Origin of the sequence: Mucilaginibacter sp. P25 (genome assembly GCF_050859465.1) — a bacterium.
Lineage (GTDB): Bacteria > Bacteroidota > Bacteroidia > Sphingobacteriales > Sphingobacteriaceae > Mucilaginibacter > Mucilaginibacter gossypii.
On sequence record NZ_CP193937.1, the window covers coordinates 1,460,179 to 1,479,665 of the forward strand.

Here is a 19,487-nt window from a genome sequence, read left to right on the forward strand (position 1 = left end):
GATGGCTTAATGCATTTCAAGTATCATCCCTTCAACGGTTAAACCCGGACCGAAGGCAAAACTCAGGATCTTTTGATCGACCAGGTTACCTGCCTTCAGCATTTTATCCAGTACAAACAAAATTGTGGCCGACGACATATTACCGTACTCCTGCAAAACCTGGTAAGCAAAGGCGTTGCTTTCTTCAGGTAATTCCAGGGCGTCTTCCACTGCTTCTAAAATGGTGCGCCCGCCGGGGTGAACAGCATAAGCAGTAATATCATCCATCTTAGTTTTGGCCTTTTGCAAAAAGCGCTGGGTAAGTGATTTGATATGTTTCTTAATTTGCTTGGATACCTTGGAGGTGAGTTTCATTTCAAAACCTGTGTTGCCCACATACCAACCCATCTCATTACGTGCTTCAGTAACAAATTCTGAATAGAAGTTTTTGAGTAAAAAGTAATTGCCGCTGCCTAAACGATTGGCCGTATTTTCGACCAAAACGGCAGCAGCCCCATCTGAAAATAGCGAATTAGCAACCCAGTTATCCAGCGTATTCACTTTTTGAAAATGAAGCGTACAAAGCTCTACACTAACAACAAGCACTTTGGCACCGGCATCGGCGCGGCAGATATAGTCGGCTACTTTGAGCCCGTTTATGGCACCGTAGCAGCCCATAAAGTTGATGCAGGTACGTTCGGTATCGCAGTTTAGCTGCAGCCGGTCCACAAGTTCGATATCAATCCCAGGTGCGTGCATACCCGTACAGCTAATGGTTACCAGGTGTGTAATGCTGCCGGTAATGTCATCTCCAAATTTTTGAAGACAGCTTTTTGCGGCATTTACAGCTATGGCGATAGCTTCCTTTTCGTAAAGCTTTAACCTTTTCTGTGTGTCAGGGAATGGTTCGAGCCCTGCCGACTGTTCAAAAAAGGTGAAATCTGCCGCATCCCGATAGCCAAAATCAGGAATTACCGAATAGCGGTAATCAATTCCGGAATGGTCATAAATCCCCTTTAATCTTGCTGCATTGGTTGCATCCAGCCCAAAGGCGTTAGCCATGAAATGGTAAATATCCTGCTGGGCAATCCGATTGGCGGGATTTGCTATCCCGATAGCACTAATGCAACTCTCCATTAAAAATGATTAAGCGTTTTATTTGCTGATCTCCGCCTCAACCGAAACATTGGCCTCATTTGAAAGGATCAGGTTTTTGCCGCCTATGCCAAAATCTGTCCTCAAAATCATAAAGTTTCCTTTCAGTTGTGCTGTATTACCTGATTCCGTATACGTAAAAGGTACTTCAATCAACTTTGTTTTATCTCTTATAGTTACGTTAAAATTACCGGTATAGTTGCTCCCGCTTTTACGTTTAAAGGAAACTGACTTTAGCGTGATCTTTGGATATTTAATTACGTCAAAATAATCTTCGCTTTTAAGATGCCTATCGCGGCTTTCGTTATCGGTATTAACAGTGCTGGATAACACTGACGCTTCAATAGAGCTGCCCTCCAGGTCATTAGGCTTAAACTTAATATCGGCCTGCAAACCGCCGAAGGTACCCCCGACATTAAAGCCAAGGTTTTTAATCTTAAAGCTGATATCTGATTTAGATACCGTTTGCGCGAAGCCCGCTGTCGTCGCGAAAATTAAAAGTACAACTATATAAATTTTCTTATTCATGTTACATTAACGCTGTTTCAAACATAATAATTTATACTGAAGGAATTTTGTACTTAAGGTTGTATGTTTATAACCATAATCAGGCAACCTGATGTTGCCTCCGGCAGTAATTATAATGTAAAAACACGCCATGAAGTTTAAACAATTTATCCCTACCCGGTCGGCATTTGCGCATTTAAGGTTTGTGTTTTCTGTTTTTTTGCTGCCGGTGTACCTGTTTGCCTTTAGCCAGGCCGATGTGGTGAAAGCTTCAACAGCCGTACTTGTATTTTTTATATGGCATTTCCTTGCTTTCCCGGCCAGCAATGGCTATAACAGTTATTTTGATAAGGATGAAGATAGCATTGCCCTGTTAGCCAAACCGCCCGAAGTGGATCTCAGCCTGTATTATTTTTCCATTCTGCTGGAGGTTATTGCGTTTTTGCTTGGCTTTATCATTAGCTGGGAGTTTGCCTTTGCGGTGCTCATTTATGGCATTATGTCAAAATTATACAGCCATCCTGCTACCCGGTTAAAAAAATATCCGATTATCAGTTTTTTAACGGTGTTTATTTTCCAGGGATGTTTTATTTATTACACCACCTATACCGCTTTGACCGGTACGAGCCTGTTTGGTCATTGGGATTTAGGCCTGATTATTCCGGGGGCTATCAGCTCCTGCCTCATTGGGGCATCATACCCCTTAACCCAGGTTTATCAGCATGAAGAAGACAGCAGGCGGGGCGATAAAACGCTTAGTATCGTTTTAGGCTACAAAGGCTCCTTTATTTTTTCGGGCGTATTGTTTGCCGCGGGGATAGCCCTTTCTTACTGGTATTGGCACCTGGCTGGGATGATGCTTAACTTTTATTTCTTTATAGTATGCGCCGCGCCAATATTTTTCTTTTTTAATTATTGGTTTTATAAAGTAGGGCGATCGACAGCCAACGCTAATTTTAAAAACGCCATGCGTATGAATTTCATCAGCTCGGGTTGTATGCTGGTTTATTTCGGAGTGCTGGCGGTGTTTAGTTGATAGATAGATCTAAAAACTAAACGCGTCATTGCGAGTACCCATCAGGGAAACCCTAAAAAAAGCAATGACATGTAAAATATATTTTAACGGTGTTGCGCGTGGGCCGCGTTAGATTCTGTGTTGATATGCAAAAGTTATTTTTTATTTTTGAGTCTTAGGCAGCTTTATGTTAGCCTGTTTAGGGCAGTCCTTCAATTGAAGCGACTGCTCTAACTATTTTCGGATATGTGTGCATTCTGTTGAAGGTAGTCTTTTTCGAATGGTTTGTTGGTTTTGTATATAGTGTATACCATCTCCAATAATTTTCTTTGTACTGCTACAGTAGCTTTCATTTTCACGCTATTTCGGGATACGATCCGGACAAATATAGCTTTATATCTTTCTGAATGTCTTATGGCCGCTAATGCAGGTAAGTGCATGGCTTTTCGTAAATGCTTGTTCCCCCTTTTAGATATCTTGGGTTTGCCCTTAACGGATGAGCCGGATTCTTTTTCCCTGACATCCAGCCCGGCGTAACTGGTCAGCTGCTTTTTACTCCTGATCAGCTCAAAGCCGTTTGTTTCGGCTATGATCACAGTGGCCGTTAATAAGCCGACTCCAGGAATAGTGGTAATGGTAGCCAGTGTTTGTTTTAAATGTTTGTCCTGTGCTACAGCTGTTCTAATCTCAGTAAGTATTTCTTTAAGTTGTTCACCAATCATCTTTATCCTGTCCATCATTCTGCGGATAGTATCTTCCCCGGAAAAGCTTCGGACTGTTCAGCATGTAGCTGGTTCTTGATCATGGTTCTTTCTGCAATAAGTTGTTCTCTTTCACGGGTTATCTGCCGCAGGGTCCTGAACACCCTTTTGGGTTGTACCCAGTTATCCAGTTTCTTTTCAAGTCCGAACATGGCTATGGCAAAAGACATTGATTTATCGGTAATTGTTTTGATCTCCAGTGTCTTGAAGAAGTTTGAGATCTTGTTGGGCATGACAATACTTACAGCATACCCTTTGCCGGCCAGATAATAAGCAAGGCGCTCGTGGTATACACCTGTGGCCTCCATTACATATCTTAATGGATATTGGGGGATGCTTTGCTTGTTTATCCATACTTCCAGGTTTGCAAATCCTTTTTCATTGTTTGGAAAAATCTTGTTCGCATAAACTGTTATAACTGCCTGCTCATCCATCTTGCCGATAGAAACCACCAGCTCTTTTTGAGCCACATCAATACCTACTACTTGTTTTAATAATCTGCTTGCCATTGATCAAAGTTTTTAACTGTTATAAGTGAAAACCTTTCTTCGTTTTTCCTCCTGTTGGTTATCCTGGATATACTGCCTGGTCGTATTCCTTACATTCTGTTCAAACTCAAAAAAGTAAAGGAGTGAGGCTATATCTAACGCTCAACATGCTCAAGGCTGTTTGGGATTGCTGTGCTCTCACTCTTTTCACTCATAAAATCATTACAATAATATTAGATGTAAACATAGGAGGGATTGCAGTGTAAAGCCCGGAGCGCGCAATGGGGTTGCGGGCGGGAAAGGCGAGGACTTGCAACGGAAAGCCCGGGCCGCAGGCAACGCCCATGTTATAAAATCCATCAAGAAAAATATACTTAATAATCAACAACTTACAATCACGTCATTATAAGGCACGAAGCAATCCCAAACTATGCAGATTCGCTCTGTAGGTCGGGGATTCCTTCGTGCAATGACGCATTGTATTATAGCAATTTTCTTTTTACTTCTTCGCAGCCCAGGCATCCATTTTAGCCTCAAAAACCGCCATTGGCATAGCGCCATCTTTTAACACCTGGTCATGAAATTCGGCGATATTGAACTTGCTGCCTAACTGTTTTTCATATTTGGTACGCAGTTCGCGGATTTTGAGTGCGCCTATTTTGTAGCTCAATGCCTGGCCGGGGATAGCCATATAACGTTCAATTTCGGCAGTTGCACCTTGCTCACTGATAGCTTCGTTATCCATCATATATTTAATAGCCTGCTCACGGGTCATTCCTTTGGTGTGGATGGCTACGTCAACCACCAAACGGATGGCACGGTGAATCTCATCGCCTAACGCGCCCATATACTGGTACGGATCGGTGTATAAGCCAAGCTCTTTACCTAATGATTCGCAATACAGCGCCCAGCCTTCTACATAGGCTGTTTCCCCGCCATCAAAGCGACGGAATTTTGGCAATGAAGCGTTTTCCTGGGTTAACGAAATCTGATAATGGTGACCAGGAATTGCTTCATGCAAAAACAACGATTCCATGCCCGATGTGGTGTTAAACTTAGTGGCATCTAATATCGGCACGTAAAAAATACCGGGACGGGTACCATCTGCCGAACCCTGGTTATATTCGGCACTGGCCGATGCCGCGCGGAAGGCTTCGGTTTGCCTGATCTCGAAAGGGGTTTTAGGCACATGGTTAAACATTTTTTTCAGGTTTGGCTCCATGCGTTTGTGAATGTTTTCAAAAGCATCAAGTACATCCTTCGGGGTTTTGTAAGGAGTAAACTTAGGGTCGGTTTTCATGTATTCAAAAAACGCCTTCAAATCGCCCTTAAAGCCAACACTGGTTTTGATGCTATCCATTAAGCCACGGATCCGGGCAACTTCTTTCAAACCCAATTGGTAAATTTCTTCCGGAGTTTTATCGGTAGTAGTTTGTTGTTTAACTAAATAGGTGTATTTAGCAGTACCATCCGGCAGGGATGAAAAACCCGAGGTTGCACGTGCGTGGGGCAGGTATTGATTTTTCAGGTAATCGGCCAGTTTTTGGTAGGTTGGGTTAACTATGGTAGTTATCGCTTTTTTATAAGCCTCCGTCAGCTGTTTTTTATCAGCGTCCGAAAAATCCTTCGGCATATTCTTAACAGGTCCGTAGAACAGGCTTTTTTCTACATCTTTTGATACCAGGTCTTGCATTTCGGGAATCATTTTAACAACTAACGATTTTGGCAGTACTACGCCTGTTTTGATGCCTTTGTTAAAATTGGAGATGGCGGTATCCGCCCAGATCTGGAAAGCAGATAAACGTTTCAGCCAGTCGTTATAATCAACAACCGTTTTAAAGGGCTGCGCGCCAGAGCCCGAGCCCAGCTGCCCCATGGTAATTGGCAGGGCATAAAACTGGTTAAAAGGCATGTACTCAAAATGATACTTGAAATTATCAAGGGCCAGTTGCTCCTCGTAGGTAAATATATCGTATGATAGCCTATCGTCTTCGTTCAGTTCTGCGCGGTCAAAGTTTTTCACTTTCGACAAGTAAACCGAGTTATAATCATGCGCCTTTTTCAAAAACTCAGCAGAGCCATCGTTAGGTAGCAAGTCATTATAGCGCCTGTCGCCAATGTAGGTTGCATTAAGCGGGTAAAGTTTTAAGCCGTCCTGAAAATAATCTTCAAAAACTTTGGCGAGATCCTTATTGGCTGGAATGCCGCTGGCGGTGTCTGTTGATTTAGGTTGATTACAGGCTGCAAACGAACCTGCTATGAATAGCATGAGTAGTATTTTTTTCATGAGGGTGTTGTTTAAACGATAAAGCTACGGAAAGGGAAAATATAATCAATAATGATATCTGCATTGCAGAATAAATATCGCGTCTGCTTCTACTCTGTAAATTAGCCTGTGTTCGAGATTTATCCGGCGCGACCACCAGCCAGCTAAATTATGTTTTAAAGGTTCGGGCTTTCCACTTCCTTCATATGGAGTTCGTTCTATTTCTTTGATAAGAGAGTTGATCTTCTTTAAAATAGATTTATCTGTCGTTTGCCAATAAAGGTAATCTTCCCATGCAGGGTTTTGGAAAATTATCTTCACTCTTCAAGTAGCTTTCTTTCCTTGCCTAAACCTTTTTCATATTCCTGGATACCATGAAGTAATCTTTCTGCATTTTTAGGGCTTTTTAAAAGATAGAAAGTTTCCTCCATGCTTTCGTAATCAGCTTTCGATATCACAACAATATCTTCGGCATTGGCACTTGTCACTACCAAAGGCTTATGATCATTCCGCACCTTATCTAAAAAAGATTTTAGTTGCTGCCTGAAGGCAGTGTAAGTTGTGATCTCCATTCAAATTAGTTTTTATAAAGGTATAAAACCAAAACAACATGTACAAGTTTCTGTACATGTTGTTTTGGTTTTACGTTAAGAGATAAACTTATGAAGTTTTGATTAATGCTTATAACCCCATTTCTTTTTTCAAAAACTTACCTGTAAAACTGTTCTTTACTTTGCACAAACCTTCAGGCGTGCCCGAGAACAGGATATTACCGCCGCCCGAACCGCCCTCCGGGCCAAGGTCAATTACGTGGTCGGCCACTTTAATAACATCAAGATTATGTTCAATTACCAAAACAGTATTGCCTTTATCAACCAATTGGTTAAGTACACCTAACAATACGTTGATATCTTCAAAGTGTAAACCTGTAGTAGGTTCATCCAATATATAAAAGGTGTTTCCTGTGTCTTTTTTAGATAGCTCGGTAGCCAGTTTAACACGCTGTGCTTCGCCGCCGGATAGCGTGGTTGAGGCCTGGCCTAAGGTGATATACCCCAAACCTACATCGTTCAGCGTTTTTACTTTACGATAGATAGATGGAATGTGTTCAAAGAATGGCGTAGCGTCCTCAATGCTCATATCCAGCACATCGCTGATGGACTTGCCCCGGTAACGCACTTCCAGCGTTTCGCGGTTGTAACGCCTGCCGCCGCACTCTTCGCAAGGTACCTGCACATCGGGCAAAAAGTTCATTTCAATTACCTTCATGCCTGCACCCTGGCAGGTTTCGCAACGGCCGCCCTTTACGTTAAACGAGAAACGACCTGGTTTATATCCCCTGATCCTTGATTCCGGTAGTGCCACGAACAGATTGCGGATGTCCGAAAACACCCCGGTATAAGTGGCAGGGTTTGAGCGCGGTGTACGGCCGATTGGTGTTTGATCTATCTCAATTACTTTATCAATATGCTCTAACCCCTCAATTTTTTCATAAGGCAGCGGTTGTTTCTTCGCCCTAAAAAAATGATGATTTAAAATAGGATATAAAGTTTCAGTAATCAGGCTTGATTTACCGCTGCCCGATACACCGGTTATGCCGATTAGTTTACCCAAAGGGAAATCGACCGATACTTTTTTAAGATTGTGACCGGTAGCTTTTTTCAGGCTCAGGGTTTTTCCATTACCTTCGCGACGTTTTTTGGGCACCGCAATCTCCCGCTCGCCATTGATATATGAAGTGGTAAGCGTATGCTTTTCCATTAGCTGCGCCGGAGTACCTTCGGCAACAACCTGGCCACCATGTACACCGGCTGCCGGGCCCATGTCAATTACGTGGTCGGCTTCCAGGATCATGTCTTTATCGTGCTCAACAACCAGTACTGTGTTTCCTAAATCACGCAGATTTTTAAGGGCGTTGATCAAACGTTCGTTATCGCGTTGGTGCAAACCGATACTTGGCTCATCCAAAATGTACATCACATTCATCAACTGTGAACCAATTTGTGTAGCCAGCCTGATCCGTTGTGCTTCACCGCCCGATAGGGTTTTAGCAGTACGATCAAGCGTTAAATAACTCAAACCCACATCCAGTAAAAACACTATACGTGCGCGGATCTCTTTCAGGATCTCTTTAGCAATCACATTCTGGCGCTCGTTAAGGCGGTCTTCCAGGCCATCAAACCATTCCTGCAGGTGATTGATATCCATACAGGCCAGCTCGAAAATATTTTTACCATCTACCTTAAAATGCAGCGACTCTTTTTGAGCCTTGCACCTTCGCAAACCGGGCAGGTACGGAGTACACGATAGTTCTCCATATCGTCCATTCCTTCATCGTTGCGGCGTTCCTGCTGTTCCTCCAGCATGCGGATAATACCTTCAAAAGTGATCTGGTAGCTTTGAACGTTCCATTTGTTATATTCAACAGCAACGCTCAATGTTTCGGGTGCGCCGTTCAGGATCATATCCAACTGATCGCGGTTCAGTTTTTCGATAGGGGTTGAGAGCGAGAACTCATACTTTTTAGCCAGCGATTTCAACACCTGGAAGATCCATGTTTCGCGGTATTCACCAATAGGGGCTAAACCGCCGTTCATGATGCTCAGTTTCGGGTTGGGAATTACCGAAGCTTCATCCACCTCAAAAATATAGCCCAAGCCGTTACATTTTTCGCAGGCACCATAAGGTGAGTTAAACGAGAATGTATTAGGCTGAGGTTCATCATACGAGATGCCCGAAACCGGGTCCATGAGGTACTTACTATAATAGGATACATTATTGTCCTTATCTGCAATACGGATAATGCCCTTGGCAATTTTTAAAGCCTGTTGTACAGAAGTATATAAACGTTTGCTGTCCTTCTCGCTTACCACGAGGCGGTCAACCACAATATCAATATCATGGATCTTATAACGATCAACCTGCATTTTGGGTTCAACATCGGCAATGGCGCCATCTACCCAAACTTTTAAAAATCCTTGCTTGCGGATGGATTCAAACAATTCGCGGTAGTGGCCTTTACGTGCCTTTACCACCGGGGCCAGGATATTAACCGGCTGCCCGTCAAATTTTTCGCTGATGGTTTTCAGGATCTGGTCTTCGCTCATGCGTTCCATCTTTTCGCCGGTGGAATACGAGTAAGCATCACCCGCACGGGCGAAGAGCAAACGCATAAAATCATAGATTTCGGTAATAGTACCTACGGTGGAACGCGGGTTTTTGCTGGTGGTTTTTTGCTCTATAGCAATAACAGGGCTCAGGCCCGACACCTTATCAACATCCGGCCGCTCCATCCCACCCATAAACTGGCGTGAGTAGGCCGAAAATGTTTCCATATAACGGCGCTGGCCTTCGGCGTAAATAGTATCAAATGCTAATGATGACTTGCCGCTGCCGCTCAAGCCGGTAATTACCACCAATTGGTTGCGAGGAAAAGAAACATCTATATTTTTCAGGTTATGCACCCGGGCACCATAAACTTCAACTTCACTTTGCTCGCCCAGGTCAACAAGAGGTTTTGTACTCATACTTTATTAATATGGATTTATTGACATTGTTTGAAGCTAATTATTATAGTTACCAGTTTTTTACAAAACGCTGCTTTCCTAAAATTTTTGGCTTAAACCATCAACAGTTTGCTACAAATATAAGCAAAAAAGGCCGATCATCCACTGTGGATGACCGGCCTCAAAGTGCTCCGTAATGTAATCTTTTAATTAATTTACAGTATGATTACCTGTCATTAATTAATCGCTAACAACTGTGATGCAGGCGGGATATAAAAATAATTATCATACCCGTGCTCTTTTGGCTGCTCGATAATAGCTTTCATGGCAATTAGCTTGTAAACATATGAACCGGTTTCGCGGTTCAGCTTCATGCGGAAGTAGTTATCTTCATTTTGCCTGTTAATGGCGCGCGCTAATTTGATCGAGCCATTGTTGTAAGCGGCAGCCGCCAGTGTCCAGCTGTTAAATTCATCGTATAGTTCTTTGATATACTTGCAGGCTGCAATAGTTGATTTGCGAAGGTTTTTCCGCTCATCAACACCATGGCCTACTCTAAGTCCGTAGGTACGTGCAGTACCCGGCATAAATTGCCAAAAACCCGACGCTCCTTTTGGTGATGTGCCCGATTTTAGGCCCGACTCAACCAAAGGGATGTACTTAAAATCTTCCGGGATACCGTAAAACTTTAAAATGGGCTCGATGATCGGAAACCATAGCTCGGCTTTCCTGTGCAATACATTGCTCTGCACACTTTTAAAGTCATGCTGCCTGAGCGATTTGTTGAGTTTACGCGTAACCCTTGCGTCATTAACTGGTAAAGCCTCATTGGCAAAGTTGTAAGCAACTGCCTTTGAGCTTTTGAGAAAAATAAAATCTGAGGTTCGGGTGCTTAAAGTTGCCACTTTTGCAGCCTTTTCGATGATCGTTGTACCGAAAATATTAAGCTCTGAAATGAGAACCAGCACCAGTGTTACGGAGCACGTAAGTAAGTGTTTTTTAATCATTTCTTTTCCTATCATTTAACTATACATTTGGTAGAATGTGCTGCAAAGGTAGGTTATACAGATCACATAATCAAATACTTACCGTTTTGCTAACTTTTTTAGAGTTGGTTTTTGGTTCAAAAACGGTGTTTAAAACCGTTTAAACGGCGATTTTGCAAGAGGATATTTTTTTGATCTTTTTAGATAAAAATTGGCAAAAAAGCGTAACTTTGACCCTCACGCTGCGAAAGCGCTAAACAAAAAATTATGGTATTTAAGAGACCAGCAGGTAGTCGCGACGACAAACCCGGAAAGTCGTCATCAAGGAGTTCAAGATCCGACGACCGACCAAAAAAATCAGCATCAACCCCAAAAGGTAAAGCTACTCCAAACGGAGAGAAAAAATACTTTCCAGACCGGAAAAAACATTCCAAAGCAACAGGTTCAGTGACGATAAGCCCAAAAGCAATTTTAGGGGCGGGGAATCATCTGGCGCTAAAAGATCAGGCGCTAAGCCAAGGCCTTACTCTGGCAGGCCTGCTTCCGACAGCGACGACAGGCCAAAAAGAAATTTTGGCGGCGACAGCGCAGGCGAAAGGAAGTCATTTAGTGGCGGCCCGCGTAAACCTTACAGCGGCAGGCCAACAACCGGCGATAACGACAGGCCGAAAAGAAGCTTTGGCGGCGAATCACAAGGCGAAAAGAAACCTTACTCATCTCCACGTACCCGTTCATCAGCCAGCTTTGAGGGCAAGCCTAAAAGAAGCTTTGGCGGTGATGCAGGGGGCGAACGTAAATTTGCACCAAGAGGAACCGAGGGCGGCTTCAAAAAACGCGAAGGCGGTTTTAAAGAGAAATCACCATTTGGCGAAAGACCGGCACATAGACCGCATGACAGGGAAAACCAACAGGATGCCCCTAAAACCATGCGCGGGCGTAAAAATTCTCCAGCTAAAAAATCAGAAGACGATGGGCTGATCCGCCTGAACCGTTACATATCAAACGCGGGTATTTGTTCACGCCGTAAGGCCGATGAACTGATTACCGCGGGCGTAGTTTCTGTAAACGGCGAAGTGGTAACAGAATTAGGTACCAAAGTTGATCCGTTTAAGGATACTATTAAATATAACGGCGAAACGCTGAAACGCGAGAAAATGGTTTATGTATTGTTAAATAAGCCAAAGGATTATATCACAACTACAGATGATCCGCAGGAGCGCCGTACCGTAATGCACCTGGTTGAAAAGGCAAGCCGCGAGCGTATTTACCCCGTTGGCCGTCTTGACCGTAACACCACCGGTTTATTATTAATGACCAACGATGGTGATTTGGCCGATAAGCTATCGCACCCGCGTAACAGCATTACTAAATTATACCAGGTTGAACTGAGCAAAAGCTTAACCCAGGGCGACCTGAATAAATTAACTTTCGGCCTTGAGCTGGAAGATGGCGTAATTAAGCCCGACGCGGTATCATATGTAGCCGGTGGATCAAAACGTGAAGTTGGGATCCAGATCCACAGCGGCAAAAACCGTATTGTGCGCCGTATGTTTGAGCACCTGGGCTACGAAGTGGTAAAACTGGACAGGGTGGTTTATGCAAACCTTACCAAAAAGGATCTTCCGCGTGGCCGCTGGCGTTACCTTGATGAAAAAGAGGTGATCCAGTTAAAACACCTGATGAAATAATAAAACGCCCCGTTAAACAGCGGGGCATTTTTTTGTCTATTTTGTTATCTTGCACAGCAATAATTGTAAGGCTAAGCTGAATACATAAAGCTTAAAGCTATATGATTGTCAGTATTTTTGCTATTTGTGAATTAATTAAATAGACCTTATATAATCACCCATGAAGAAATTTCTTTTGATCATAGCTATGCTTTCACCGGCGCTAACATTTGCACAAAATAAAAAAACAGGGCCTAAAACTTTCGACCTGGTGGTTGGTACTTATACCACCGGCAAAAGTAAAGGTATTGTGGTATACCGTTTTTATGCCGAAACCGGCAAACTGGCTTATCTCAGTGAAATTGATGGCGTAAATAATCCGTCGTATTTAACGTTAAGCGCCAATAATAAATTTATTTACGCGGTTAACGAACTGCCTAAAGGCGAGGTGAGCGCATTTTCATTTGAGCCCAAAACAGGCAAAATGACTTTTATCAACAAGCAATCAACACTGGGCGCCGATCCATGTCACATCTCTGTTGATAAAGCACAAAAGAACCTGATCATAGCTAACTACTCAAGCGGCAACGTTGCGGTAATGCCTTTAAATAAAGATGGTTCTATAGCTAACGGAATTCAAACGGTACATGATGATGGCCATAGCATAAACAAGGAAAGGCAGGAATCTGCTCACGCGCATATGGCGGTCCTTACACCCGATGAAAAATATGTATTGTATAATGACCTTGGCACCGATAAAATAAATGTTTACCGCTACCGTCCTTCAAAAGAGCCCCGTATTGTACCCGCTACACCAGCCTTTGTAAGTGTTACCGCAGGAGAAGGCCCAAGGCACCTGGAATTTTCGGCCGATAAAAAGACTGTTTACCTGGTAACCGAAATGGGATCGAACGTAATTGCGTTTGATTACAATAATGGTAAGCTAAAACAAAAACAATCCATTACCATGCTGCCAGATGGCTTTACCGGCCAAACTGCAGGTGCAGCTATCCACCTGTCGCCCGATGGCCGTTTTCTGTATGCTTCAAACCGTTTGGAAACCAACGAGATCAATATTTATGCTGTTAACCAGGAAACAGGTTTGCTTACTTTTGTAGCGCGCCAGTCCACCTATGGCAAAAACCCACGCGATTTTGCTATCGACCCAACAGGTAATTTCCTGATAGTAGCTAACCAGAACAGCGATAACATGTGGGTATTCAAAATAGATCAAAACACCGGCAAACTTGCCCAAACAGGTATCAGAGTTGATATTGGCAACCCGGTATGCTTAAAATTTGCACCAGCCGAGTAAGAAGGTGAAAGGATAAAGGTAAAAGGTGAAAGGTTTGGCCTCGCGCTGAAAATGAAAAAGGCGAAGTTTGAGATATTCCGAACTTCGCCTTTTTCGTTTTATCAGCTGGAAAGGAAACCTTTAACCTTTCGCCTTTTACATTTATCCTCAATTAAGGGTTTTTAGTAAACGAATAAACTATATATCCGGTACTGTTGCCTACAGTAACGGGCGATTTCAGGGTCATGGTTGAGCCATCGTTACTGGCAATATCCAAACGATATCCTTCTGATACGTTTTTGGCTTTATCCCCTTCATAAAGTTTTTTGAACTGGAATTGGGTACCGGTTGTACCACCGTTATAAACCGACCAGAAAATGGTTTGCGATGTTCCGTTGGTTAAAGTGTAGATACCATTACCGCTGTTGGTGAGCTTCCATGTGCTGCCAACAAAGGCTTCGGGTGGAGCCTGATCAAATACGCTCTGTACTGCATTTTGTACAAGGCCGTCATAACTTACATTATTGCAGGTCCAGGTACCAACAAATTTACCGCGCGATACATTAGACGTAGTTGTGCTTTTGGTTGACGAGCAGGCCGAAATGACCAAAACAAGTGAAAAGATTGCGATTGAGGTCTGAATTAACTTTTTCATGACAGTATATTTTTATGCATAAATAGCATAAATCCTGCCAAAGTATGTAATTATAAATTCACCGCTTGCTGGCGGGCGCGTTTTTCTAATTCAATTAGCCTTTTACTGATTGATTCGGCAATCTGGTCGGCTTCCCGCACTTTTTTAAGGCTATTAATAAACTTAGGGTTAGTATCCCTTTCCGATAAAATTTTACCGATTTGCTTAATAATGTTCATAGGTTATTCCTTATAGCTCTATTTTACGGGGGATATGCCGGCAAGGTTTCGTTTATGCCACGAATATCGAATAAGCTTAGTTTAACGTTTTACCAAACAGAAAAAACCCTCACAACCGGTAAACTTCCGTATGGTAAAGTGCTAAGCTTAAAATTGAGGCTGATGCTTTAAAGCGGTCATTCACCGGCTTTATTTAAAAAAGCGATCAAGCGTTCCATAGCTTTTGCCCGGTGACTGATGGCATTTTTTTCTTCCATGCTCATCTCGGCAAAGGTAATGTCGTATCCTTCGGGCTCAAAAATGGGGTCGTAACCAAAACCGCCGCTCCCGCTTAACTCCTGCCGGATGCTACCTTCAACAGTGCCTTCAAAAAATACTCCTCGCCGTTCCATATCAATGAAATTACCGTGCGAAAGCGAGCTTTACGGTTAGTTTCGCCTTTCAAATTATCGAGCACTTTACTGATGTTTGCTGCATGATTGCCATGGGCGCCAGCATACCTGGCCGAGTATACGCCCGGCTCTCCGTTCAGGGCGTCAATTTCCAGCCCGCTGTCATCGCCAAAGCAGTTAAGCTTATATTCGGCATACACATGGTGACTTTTGATGGAAGCATTAGCTTTAAAAGTTGTACCTGTTTCCTCAATATCATCATGACAACCAATATCGTTCAGGGTTAGTAATTGGATAGCGCCATTGAGCTTGGCCGAAACCTCATCAAGCTTATGGCGGTTATTGGTAGCAAAAACTAATTGCTGCATATATCTTATTGGCGTGTTTTATTTATAATGTTTTAACCAACTCCCAAAAGGTTTTTTTGTAATCCACATTATCCATCATTTCATCAAATGAATAACTGTAAAGCACAGTGATCCCGTTTGAGGTTACCGGTTTATTAGGTTTAAGCACCTTTATGTCCTGTGGCAGAGCATCCCCGCCCAAAACAAGTACCTTGGTTGGTTTAAAAAATGTTTTTAACTGACTGAATTTGGTTTCACTGTAATTTGCCAGATTGAATATCGCCACGTCGTCGGGGTTAAGTTCTTTACGCTTCAAGATGTTTTCAAGGGCGGTTAAATGTTCGGCCATTATAAACCCGGCATTTTTATACCATGTTAGCACCAAAAAGTTCTTTAAGTTTTTACCCAAATACTTAAATTCATCAACCGGCGTTTTTATTACTACCTGAGGTTCAGGAGTTAAAGATGGAACAATGGTTACCGGCGCCGGTTTGGCATTTTCAGTTACAGGAGATAGTGGTACTGCCGCAGGAAGTTCGGATTCAGTAATTTTATCATATAACAGTTTATCTGCATTGAGCAGGTAAAGTTCATCCTCTAACAAAAAACGAAACGCGGCGGGGTTCTCAACTTTCACTTTAACAAATTTTAACCAAAAGTAGTTAAACGGTTTCAAGCTTTATAGGCATATTAGCACAATTATAGCCGGTTGGTTTTGCAGAAAATATTTGTTCGGTTATAATTAATAAATTTTACCGAAATTCGTAGTTTTTAACGGGTTAACTATCCCGTTTTATTTAGTATAACAGCGTTACATGAGAAAGTTAGGAGTATTAGTACTAAGTTTTATTTTAACAATAACATTTGCAAAGGCACAGGTAGCATCAGATACAGCAGCAAAAAAACTGGTTAAAGCCGATTCGGTTATTGCCCCCACATCCGGCAAAACGCTTGATAAAATTGCAGCGGTAGTTGGTAACAGCCCGATACTGCTATCAGACATTGAACTGTCGTACGCTAACTTCCTGGTGCAGGGAAACCAACCTGATCCATCCGTTAAAGCCCGTATTTTACAAACTTTGTTAACCCAAAAACTGCTTGCCCAGCAAGCCGCAATTGATAGTATTGAAGTAAAGGAAGAAGATGTTGATGCCAACGTTGACCGCCGTATGCGTGAAATGACGCAGCGCGCGGGCGGGCAGGAAAAACTGGAAGCATTTTTAGGCCGTTCGGTTATCCAGTACAAAGATGAGATCAGGCCCGACCTGAAAGAGCAGATGGTTGCTCAAAAAATGCAGCAGCACATTACCGAGAAGCTGAATGTTACCCCTCAGGATGTTAAAAAATATTACGATGGAATCCCTAAGGACAGCTTGCCTTCATTTAATAAAGAAGTTGAAGTTGGTGAGATTGTTTTTCAGCCTAAGTTAACAAAAGAAGAAAAAGACCTTTATAAAGCTAAGGCCGAAGAGTTAAGGCAGCGTGTAAAAAAGGCGAAGACTTTGGTACACTGGCCAGGCTTTATTCGCAGGATCCGGGTTCTGCGCCCGAAGGAGGCGACCTTGGTTTTGCCGACCGTACTACTTTTGTGAAGGAATTTACCGCAAACGCCTTCAAGTTAAAAGCCGGTGAAATTTCCCCGGTGTTTGAAACGGATTTTGGGTTCCACTTTTTACAGGTGATTGAGCGCCGCGGCGAACAGGTTCACGTAAGGCATATTCTCATTACACCCATTGTTACGCAGGCCAGTTTGGATAGGGCGAAAGCAAAAGCCGATAGTATTTACAACTTACTTATAAAAGACAAAAATGTAGGTGTCGATTTTTCAAGCGCCGCAGCCTATTACTCAGACAATAAAGACACTAAATACAACGGTGGTATGATGCTCAATGCCGAAGACGTACAAAGCCGTTCAACATTTATCCCTACTGATAAACTTGATCCTAAAGTGGCGCTTATTACCGATACGATGAAAATCGGCAGCATTTCAAAACCCGATCTGTTTACCGGCGCCGATGGTAAAAAGAGCTACAAAATATTGATGCTTAAATCGGCCACAAATGCCCATAAAGCTAATTTAGAGCAGGATTTCCCTAAACTTAAGGAGTATGCCTATAATGATAAGGTTAACAGAACGGTATCTCAATGGTTCGAAAAACGGCGCAAGGAAACTTTCATTAAAATTGATAAAGAATATCAGGCGTATGATGTGTTGAAGAAATGGGTAAATACCAATCCATCGCCCGTAATCCCGGAGACCAAAACCAAATCATCATCTAAATAATTTTATGCAACACAGCTCTGATGTAGAAGCCGCAAACGCTTTAAAACAGGCCTACCAGCAAATACGTGCCGAAATAGGTAAAGTAATAGTAGGCCAAGATGAAGTGATAAAATTTGTGCTGATCTCTATTTTCAGTAACGGGCATTGTTTATTGGTTGGTGTGCCCGGGCTTGCAAAAACCCTGCTGGTGCAAACGGTATCGCAGGTGCTTGACCTTGACTTTAAAAGGATCCAGTTTACGCCCGACCTGATGCCTTCAGACATCATTGGCTCTGAAATATTAGGTGAGGACCGCAATTTTAAATTTATCCACGGCCCGGTTTTTTCAAACATTATCCTGGCCGATGAGATAAACCGTACACCGCCAAAAACGCAGGCAGCCCTGCTTGAGGCCATGCAGGAAAAAGCGGTTACCGCAGCAGGCGTAACACACAAACTTGCACAGCCCTTTTTTGTATTGGCTACCCAAAACCCTATTGAGCAGGAAGGTACTTATCCACTGCCCGAAGCACAGCTGGACAGGTTTATGTTTAACGTAGCGCTCAGCTATCCTTCATTTAAAGAGGAACTGCTGGTTGTTAAAAACACCACCAGTACTAATAAAGCAGAAGTAAATAAAATATTAAATGCCCAGCAGATCATCTATTTTCAGCAACTGGTGCGCAATATTCCGGTTACCGATAATGTGATGGAGTACGCGGTGAAACTGGTGTCCAAAACCCGTCCAAACAGCGAGTTTGCCACACCACAAATTAACCGTTTGCTAAGCTGGGGCGCAGGACCAAGGGCATCGCAATTTTTAGTATTAGGTGCTAAATGCCACGCGGTACTTAACGGTAAATACTCGCCCGATATTGAAGATGTACAGGCAGTGGCCAAACCTATTTTAAGCCACCGTATAGTGCGCAGCTATCATGCAGAAGCCGAAGGCTTATCAGCAGCTGATATTATTGAGCAGTTGTTTTGATTGTCTGAATCAGAATTTGCAGAATTAAAGAATTTTTAGAATGTCAAAAGAAAGGCCCTGTAATTTAGTTTACAAGGCCTTTTTTATTCTGTTAATTTTAAAATTCTGCAAATTCTGATTCAGACAATGGTTATTCATTCTCAATAGGTGAGAAAATCTCAAGAAGGATATTCCATTTTTTTGTTTTGTCAATTTCCCAAACCCTTACATAATTGTAGTTGCCTACAACATTGCCTTTGGTAATGCGGGCGTGACCATAGGTATAAGCAAGGTCATTACTCGCGGCGCGGCCACCATCGGTAGTTTCGGCAGTGATGCTGATGGCTTCGTTATTGATAAATTTCATCACCACATCGGTTCCCGTCATTGGCGGAAAGCCGGGGAAATAATAGCGGCCTTCGGGGCTTAAAAACTCCTTATAGCTGGCCATAGCCGACAATGTTAACCCATGATTAAATGTTTTATCGGTACCAATAATAACATTTTTGGCGCCGAATGGATCCTTACTTGGGCCTGAACGGTGCGCCGGGTCGGGCTCTTTAAAATCGGTAACAACTTCTTCCTCAGCTTCAGGATGCTGGATACCAAGGTCGATGAGTAACTTTAATTTACCATCGGCGTTAGTACGCCAGATAGATACGTAATCGCCAAACACCTTATCATCATCAGTTTTGCCGTTTTGATATACATAGGGGCCCGCGGTGAAAGCCAGGTCGCCATTGGCCGAGATCCGGGCAAATTTGGGCTGCCAGCTAAGCTTGCCGGCCTGTTTATCAATCTTACTATAAAAATCAACAATCTTTACTACATCGGGCTTAAATATGATGCCATCTGGATCGGCAACTGCCAGGAAACCATCTTTTATTCCTTTACGTTCAACTAACTTATCAAAAGCTTGTTCAACACTAACTACCTTGTTTACATTAACAGCGTCCTGCGCCAGGGCAAAAGCACTATAACCAATAAATGTAGCAGCTAATATTATTTTCTTCATATTTAT

General features: G+C 42.9%; 19 protein-coding genes and 2 pseudogenes. 7 read left to right on the plus strand and 14 right to left on the minus strand.

Features of this window, described 5'->3' with window-relative positions:
* Nucleotides 1-6: 6 nt before the first annotated feature.
* Both ACRQ5D_RS07660 and ACRQ5D_RS07665 read right to left on the minus strand, forming a co-directional pair.
* The gene (locus ACRQ5D_RS07660) at nucleotides 7-1,116 is read right to left on the minus strand and encodes a type III polyketide synthase (RefSeq protein WP_090532538.1); all 1,110 of its coding nucleotides are present in this window, start codon (nucleotides 1,114-1,116) and stop codon (nucleotides 7-9) included.
* An 18-nt stretch (nucleotides 1,117-1,134) separates the two neighbouring features.
* Nucleotides 1,135-1,662: a YceI family protein gene (locus ACRQ5D_RS07665; RefSeq protein ID WP_090532541.1), complete on the minus strand. Its 528-nt coding sequence runs from the start codon at nucleotides 1,660-1,662 to the stop codon at nucleotides 1,135-1,137.
* 130 nt (nucleotides 1,663-1,792) lie between these two features.
* On the opposite strand from ACRQ5D_RS07665, the gene ACRQ5D_RS07670 reads away from it, so the two are divergent.
* Nucleotides 1,793-2,677 (plus strand): UbiA family prenyltransferase, encoded by an 885-nt coding sequence (locus ACRQ5D_RS07670; RefSeq protein WP_090532542.1) that lies wholly within the window; start codon nucleotides 1,793-1,795, stop codon nucleotides 2,675-2,677.
* Nucleotides 2,678-2,886: 209 nt separating this feature from the next.
* Here ACRQ5D_RS07670 and ACRQ5D_RS07675 read toward each other — a convergent pair whose 3' ends face one another.
* From ACRQ5D_RS07675 to ACRQ5D_RS07705, 7 genes and pseudogenes are all read right to left on the minus strand, one after another.
* Nucleotides 2,887-3,396, minus strand: a complete 510-nt coding sequence (locus tag ACRQ5D_RS07675; RefSeq protein ID WP_432328620.1) for a transposase — start codon at nucleotides 3,394-3,396, stop codon at nucleotides 2,887-2,889.
* Nucleotides 3,393-3,926 (minus strand): IS110 family transposase, encoded by a 534-nt coding sequence (locus ACRQ5D_RS07680; protein WP_432328621.1) that lies wholly within the window; start codon nucleotides 3,924-3,926, stop codon nucleotides 3,393-3,395. Before ACRQ5D_RS07680 ends, ACRQ5D_RS07675 begins: the two co-directional genes overlap by 4 nt.
* Nucleotides 3,927-4,404: 478 nt before the next feature.
* Nucleotides 4,405-6,192 (minus strand): DUF885 domain-containing protein, encoded by a 1,788-nt coding sequence (locus ACRQ5D_RS07685; protein ID WP_091169222.1) that lies wholly within the window; start codon nucleotides 6,190-6,192, stop codon nucleotides 4,405-4,407.
* Between the two features lie 45 nt (nucleotides 6,193-6,237).
* Complete coding sequence (locus tag ACRQ5D_RS07690) at nucleotides 6,238-6,492, minus strand: Txe/YoeB family addiction module toxin (RefSeq protein WP_090532546.1); 255 nt, start codon at nucleotides 6,490-6,492, stop codon at nucleotides 6,238-6,240.
* A complete protein-coding gene (locus ACRQ5D_RS07695; RefSeq protein ID WP_090532548.1) occupies nucleotides 6,489-6,743 on the minus strand; it encodes a type II toxin-antitoxin system Phd/YefM family antitoxin in 255 nt (84 codons plus the stop codon). The genes ACRQ5D_RS07690 and ACRQ5D_RS07695 overlap by 4 nt, the downstream gene beginning before the upstream one ends.
* A 109-nt stretch (nucleotides 6,744-6,852) precedes the next feature.
* A pseudogene (uvrA, locus tag ACRQ5D_RS07700) lies at nucleotides 6,853-9,698 on the minus strand (excinuclease ABC subunit UvrA).
* Nucleotides 9,699-9,913: 215 nt separating this feature from the next.
* Nucleotides 9,914-10,645, minus strand: coding sequence for a lytic transglycosylase domain-containing protein (locus ACRQ5D_RS07705; protein WP_432328622.1), 732 nt, complete (start codon nucleotides 10,643-10,645; stop codon nucleotides 9,914-9,916).
* A 285-nt stretch (nucleotides 10,646-10,930) separates the two neighbouring features.
* Here ACRQ5D_RS07705 and ACRQ5D_RS07710 point away from each other — a divergent pair, with 285 nt between their 5' ends.
* The 3 genes from ACRQ5D_RS07710 to ACRQ5D_RS07720 all read left to right on the plus strand — a co-directional run bounded on the left by ACRQ5D_RS07710 (nucleotide 10,931) and on the right by ACRQ5D_RS07720 (nucleotide 13,645).
* A complete protein-coding gene (locus tag ACRQ5D_RS07710) occupies nucleotides 10,931-11,641 on the plus strand; it encodes a hypothetical protein (RefSeq protein ID WP_431199351.1) in 711 nt (236 codons plus the stop codon).
* The gene (locus ACRQ5D_RS07715) at nucleotides 11,590-12,351 is read left to right on the plus strand and encodes a pseudouridine synthase (protein WP_431199352.1); all 762 of its coding nucleotides are present in this window, start codon (nucleotides 11,590-11,592) and stop codon (nucleotides 12,349-12,351) included. The genes ACRQ5D_RS07710 and ACRQ5D_RS07715 overlap by 52 nt, the downstream gene beginning before the upstream one ends.
* Nucleotides 12,352-12,511: 160 nt before the next feature.
* Nucleotides 12,512-13,645 (plus strand): lactonase family protein, encoded by a 1,134-nt coding sequence (locus ACRQ5D_RS07720; protein ID WP_091169211.1) that lies wholly within the window; start codon nucleotides 12,512-12,514, stop codon nucleotides 13,643-13,645.
* Nucleotides 13,646-13,796: 151 nt separating this feature from the next.
* On the opposite strand, the gene ACRQ5D_RS07725 is transcribed toward ACRQ5D_RS07720, so the two are convergent.
* From ACRQ5D_RS07725 to ACRQ5D_RS07740, 4 genes and pseudogenes are all read right to left on the minus strand, one after another.
* Nucleotides 13,797-14,279, minus strand: coding sequence for a hypothetical protein (locus ACRQ5D_RS07725; protein WP_091169207.1), 483 nt, complete (start codon nucleotides 14,277-14,279; stop codon nucleotides 13,797-13,799).
* Nucleotides 14,280-14,329: 50 nt separating this feature from the next.
* Nucleotides 14,330-14,497: a hypothetical protein gene (locus ACRQ5D_RS07730; RefSeq protein WP_167516291.1), complete on the minus strand. Its 168-nt coding sequence runs from the start codon at nucleotides 14,495-14,497 to the stop codon at nucleotides 14,330-14,332.
* Nucleotides 14,498-14,673: 176 nt separating this feature from the next.
* A pseudogene (locus ACRQ5D_RS07735) lies at nucleotides 14,674-15,257 on the minus strand (non-canonical purine NTP diphosphatase).
* Between the two features lie 22 nt (nucleotides 15,258-15,279).
* The gene (locus tag ACRQ5D_RS07740; protein WP_143020784.1) at nucleotides 15,280-15,873 is read right to left on the minus strand and encodes a hypothetical protein; all 594 of its coding nucleotides are present in this window, start codon (nucleotides 15,871-15,873) and stop codon (nucleotides 15,280-15,282) included.
* A 178-nt stretch (nucleotides 15,874-16,051) separates the two neighbouring features.
* Here ACRQ5D_RS07740 and ACRQ5D_RS07745 point away from each other — a divergent pair, with 178 nt between their 5' ends.
* From ACRQ5D_RS07745 to ACRQ5D_RS07755, 3 genes are read left to right on the plus strand one after another with little or no spacing between them, the layout of a single operon-like run.
* Entirely contained in the window at nucleotides 16,052-16,828 is a 777-nt protein-coding gene (locus tag ACRQ5D_RS07745) for a hypothetical protein (RefSeq protein WP_431199353.1), read from the plus strand.
* Nucleotides 16,747-17,520, plus strand: coding sequence for a peptidylprolyl isomerase (locus tag ACRQ5D_RS07750; protein ID WP_431200967.1), 774 nt, complete (start codon nucleotides 16,747-16,749; stop codon nucleotides 17,518-17,520). Before ACRQ5D_RS07745 ends, ACRQ5D_RS07750 begins: the two co-directional genes overlap by 82 nt.
* Before the next feature lie 4 nt (nucleotides 17,521-17,524).
* Entirely contained in the window at nucleotides 17,525-18,487 is a 963-nt protein-coding gene (locus ACRQ5D_RS07755) for an AAA family ATPase (RefSeq protein WP_091169195.1), read from the plus strand.
* Between the two features lie 130 nt (nucleotides 18,488-18,617).
* On the opposite strand, the gene ACRQ5D_RS07760 is transcribed toward ACRQ5D_RS07755, so the two are convergent.
* On the minus strand, nucleotides 18,618-19,481 hold the full coding sequence (locus ACRQ5D_RS07760; protein ID WP_091169192.1) for a hypothetical protein: 864 nt from the start codon (nucleotides 19,479-19,481) through the stop codon (nucleotides 18,618-18,620).
* Nucleotides 19,482-19,487: the final 6 nt, after the last annotated feature.

What these genes read in the sequence shown, in the direction of transcription:
- ACRQ5D_RS07660 (WP_090532538.1), bottom strand. Translation starts at nt 1,116, where the DNA reads ATGGAGAGTTGCATTAGTGCTATCGGGATAGCAAATCCCGCCAATCGG.
- ACRQ5D_RS07665 (WP_090532541.1), bottom strand. Translation starts at nt 1,662, where the DNA reads ATGAATAAGAAAATTTATATAGTTGTACTTTTAATTTTCGCGACGACA.
- ACRQ5D_RS07670 (WP_090532542.1), top strand. Translation starts at nt 1,793, where the DNA reads ATGAAGTTTAAACAATTTATCCCTACCCGGTCGGCATTTGCGCATTTA.
- ACRQ5D_RS07675 (WP_432328620.1), bottom strand. Translation starts at nt 3,396, where the DNA reads ATGATGGACAGGATAAAGATGATTGGTGAACAACTTAAAGAAATACTT.
- ACRQ5D_RS07680 (WP_432328621.1), bottom strand. Translation starts at nt 3,926, where the DNA reads ATGGCAAGCAGATTATTAAAACAAGTAGTAGGTATTGATGTGGCTCAA.
- ACRQ5D_RS07685 (WP_091169222.1), bottom strand. Translation starts at nt 6,192, where the DNA reads ATGAAAAAAATACTACTCATGCTATTCATAGCAGGTTCGTTTGCAGCC.
- ACRQ5D_RS07695 (WP_090532548.1), bottom strand. Translation starts at nt 6,743, where the DNA reads ATGGAGATCACAACTTACACTGCCTTCAGGCAGCAACTAAAATCTTTT.
- ACRQ5D_RS07710 (WP_431199351.1), top strand. Translation starts at nt 10,931, where the DNA reads ATGGTATTTAAGAGACCAGCAGGTAGTCGCGACGACAAACCCGGAAAG.
- ACRQ5D_RS07715 (WP_431199352.1), top strand. Translation starts at nt 11,590, where the DNA reads ATGCGCGGGCGTAAAAATTCTCCAGCTAAAAAATCAGAAGACGATGGG.
- ACRQ5D_RS07720 (WP_091169211.1), top strand. Translation starts at nt 12,512, where the DNA reads ATGAAGAAATTTCTTTTGATCATAGCTATGCTTTCACCGGCGCTAACA.
- ACRQ5D_RS07725 (WP_091169207.1), bottom strand. Translation starts at nt 14,279, where the DNA reads ATGAAAAAGTTAATTCAGACCTCAATCGCAATCTTTTCACTTGTTTTG.
- ACRQ5D_RS07730 (WP_167516291.1), bottom strand. Translation starts at nt 14,497, where the DNA reads ATGAACATTATTAAGCAAATCGGTAAAATTTTATCGGAAAGGGATACT.
- ACRQ5D_RS07745 (WP_431199353.1), top strand. Translation starts at nt 16,052, where the DNA reads ATGAGAAAGTTAGGAGTATTAGTACTAAGTTTTATTTTAACAATAACA.
- ACRQ5D_RS07755 (WP_091169195.1), top strand. Translation starts at nt 17,525, where the DNA reads ATGCAACACAGCTCTGATGTAGAAGCCGCAAACGCTTTAAAACAGGCC.
- ACRQ5D_RS07760 (WP_091169192.1), bottom strand. Translation starts at nt 19,481, where the DNA reads ATGAAGAAAATAATATTAGCTGCTACATTTATTGGTTATAGTGCTTTT.